We start from the raw sequence: 2563 nt of genomic DNA, 5'->3' as shown, positions 1-2563 counted from the left end.
CGCTATCAACCTCAGCGATGATATGGACAAGTATTGGGATTTCCATATCAGAGAGGAACAGAAACGTCTTTACGGGACTTACGAATGGAAAATGGCTGCATGAAAAGTAGCCACACCCAATTTATTTAATTACTGCCATCTTAAAGAGGGTAGATCGGGAGCCGGCCTTGAGGAGGAGGATATAGACCCCACTTGCCACCCTCTCTCCATCCCCATTCTTCCCATCCCAGTCTACAAAGTAGAAGTGACCTTTTTCTTTCTTCCCTTCCTCTATCTCCCGCACAACTTCCCCTGAAACAGTATATATTCGCAAAAATACCTCTTCTTCTCCACTGCCAGGAAGGAAGTATTTGATCCTTGTCCTCTCTTTCAAGGAGTTGAAAGGATTAGGGAAGTTATAGACCTTCAATTCATCCCCCAGGTAGATATCCACTTCCCATAACATCACCTGGAGAAATTCTGAGCCCAGGCCATAATTTTGGCTTGCAGAGTTTCCGGTTGACCCATACCCCATAACCCCTCTCTGGCCATAATTACTTGAGCTCATCACTCCTCCTCCTTGAGCAAAACTATACCAGGAAAGGGTATAGTTCTGAGAGAAAGAAGGAGAACTCCTCCATAGTAAGGAGATGGCCAACGTAAAGGATAAGATAATGTATTTAGTCTTCTTCAAGATCAACCTACCTCCTTATAAGCTTTGCCATCTCTCCTTCCAGAAACTCGATCCTCTTCTGTTGCTCCTTCACCGCCTCAATCAGTAAAGCCACTAATCTTGCATAGTCAAGTCCAATTGCATCTACCCCATTCTCTTCATAGGTTACCACCTCAGGGATGACCCTTCCCACCTCTTCGGCAATCAAACCTATATCCTGCTTATTTGAATCCTTCCAGTTGAAGTATACACCCCTAAGACTCATCACCCGTTCTAAGGGCTTATCGATCTCCCTTATATCCTCCTTGAACCTTAAAGAACTCGTCTGGGTCAAACTTACACATCGTATATCTCCATTAACATCCAGTTCAAATCCAGTTGCAGGGCTGCTTGTCATAATACCCACCTGATCAGAATCCACAAACAAGGTAGTATTACTATTAAATCCAACTATCAGGGAGTCGGGAGTGTTGTTGATCAATCGATTATTGTAATCTAACCCTTCGCCAAGGACAATAGAACAATAAGCTTGTGCAGTTACCAATCGACCCATTGCGGTTGAGTATTGTCCACTTGCAGTTGTGTTATCCCCCATTGCGGTTGAGGAGTTCCCACTTGCAGTTGTGCTAAACCCCATTGCGGTTGAGTAGTGCCCACTTGCAATTGAACCACCCCCCATTGCGGTTGAGTATTGTCCACTTGCAGTTGTGTTAATTCCCATTGCGGTTGAGTTGTTCCCACTTGCAATTGAACCACCCCCCATTGCGGTTGAGTAGGGCCCTATATTAGCATCATCCCATTCGCTCCCACCTACAATTCCTGCTCTGAATGCAGCCTTACGGGGATACCAGATGAGCCTTGTGCCTGCTCCAGATGTAGTAAGAGTAGCCCCGCTACCCTGAGCCCCTTTGGCCAGGATTCCACCGTCGTTATCAATACTCAGTCTAAACTCCGGACTCGTTGTCCCAATACCCACCTTACCTCCGGAGGGATTCAATAGAACATTCCCTTTTGTGGAATGGCTGGTGGAATCCAGGGTCAAATTCTCGGAAGCAGCATTTGATCCACGAAGGGTTTGCCCTCCACTTCTTCCTGCCAATAAACCATACTGGGTATGGTCATCATCTCCTAAGCCTGTGAGTGCCCCATGGTCAGTCACCCCAGCCGCACCTTCATTATCCACGCCATCGGCAAAACCTGCCGGCACACCGTTAAGATTATCCCAGTGCATCCGGTTTGAACCGATATTTGGCGCATCTCCATCTGAGGTATTCAATTCTGTCTTAGGGTAGTAAGTGTCATTATGGTTGTGGATAGAGGAGGCAAAGGCAGAGGAATGCTGTCCGTCCAAGAGGTCGGCATCAAGGGTTGAGCCAGCGCCATCATTGGCTGAGGTCCAGGGTGTGCCTCCATTTAATTGATTGAGGTTAGTGATCTGGTTATTCCCCATATCCAGGTTACCCGCCATTGGCCTAGTTCCATTAGTTAAGAGATACTGGGGATGGTCATCATTCCCTAAGCCGGTCAGGGCTCCATGGTCGGTCACCCCCCCTTCATTATCCACCCCATCGGTAAAACCTGCCGGCACCCCGTTAAGATTATCCCAATGCATTAGGTTTGAACCGCTATTTGGTGCATCTCCATCTGAGGTATTCAATTCTGTCTCAGTGTAGTAACTGTCGTTATGGTTGTGGGTAGAGGAGGCAAAGGCAGAGACATCCTGTCCATCCAAGAGGTCGGCATCAAGGGTTGAGCCAGCGCCATCATTAGCTGAGGTCCAGGGGGTGCCTCCATTTAATTGATTGAGGTTAGTGATACTGTTATCCTCCATATTCAGATCACCCGCCATTGGCCTGGTTCCATTAGTCAAGAGATACTGGGGATGGTCATCATTCCCTAAGCCGGTCAGTA

At 47.4% G+C, this 2563-nt stretch carries 2 protein-coding genes; both read right to left on the bottom strand.

Annotation, left to right across the window (positions count from 1 at the left end):
- Positions 1 to 121 precede the first annotated feature (121 nt).
- Complete coding sequence (locus AB1797_07035; GenBank protein MEW5767368.1) at positions 122 to 673, bottom strand: FlgD immunoglobulin-like domain containing protein; 552 nt, start codon at positions 671 to 673, stop codon at positions 122 to 124.
- Between the two features lie 7 nt (positions 674 to 680).
- On the bottom strand, positions 681 to 2563 hold a 1883-nt coding region (locus tag AB1797_07030; protein ID MEW5767367.1), incomplete at its 5' end, for a tail fiber domain-containing protein.

It is taken from the genome of bacterium, assembly GCA_040753085.1.
Lineage (GTDB): Bacteria > UBA9089 > JASEGY01 > JASEGY01 > JASEGY01 > JASEGY01.
The sequence above is the reverse complement of the archived record's forward strand: the minus strand, read 5'-3'. Positions and strand labels throughout refer to the sequence as shown.